1 protein-coding gene is annotated in these 299 nt (G+C 42.1%); it reads left to right on the top strand.

Features of this window, described 5'->3' with window-relative positions; genetic code table 11:
• The coding region (locus ACQCVE_RS19635) for a transposase (RefSeq protein ID WP_426863672.1) at positions 1-299 on the top strand (299 nt) is incomplete at both ends.

The raw sequence follows: 299 nt of genomic DNA, 5'->3' as shown, positions 1-299 counted from the left end.
CCCAAATAGCTGTCATCATTCCTTCTGCCCAAGAAACAGGAACGAAAAGAATGGGTGTAGATTTAGGTTTGAAAGTTCCTGCGGTAGCCATCACAGATGATGACAAGGTTTGTTTCTTTGGAAACGGCAGACAAAACAAATACATGAAGCGTACATTCCGTTCCAAACGCAGAACATTGGGCAGGAAGAAAAAACTCAATGCCATCCGTAAATTGGATGATAAAGAACAGCGATGGATGAAAGACCAAGACCACAAGGTGAGCCGTGCAATCGTCAATTTTGCAAAAGACAATCACATT

This window comes from Metabacillus sp. 113a, from assembly GCF_050107635.1.
In the GTDB taxonomy this organism is placed as follows: Bacteria; Bacillota; Bacilli; order Bacillales; family Bacillaceae; genus Metabacillus_B.
This window is presented reverse-complemented; position numbering and strand designations above follow the sequence as displayed.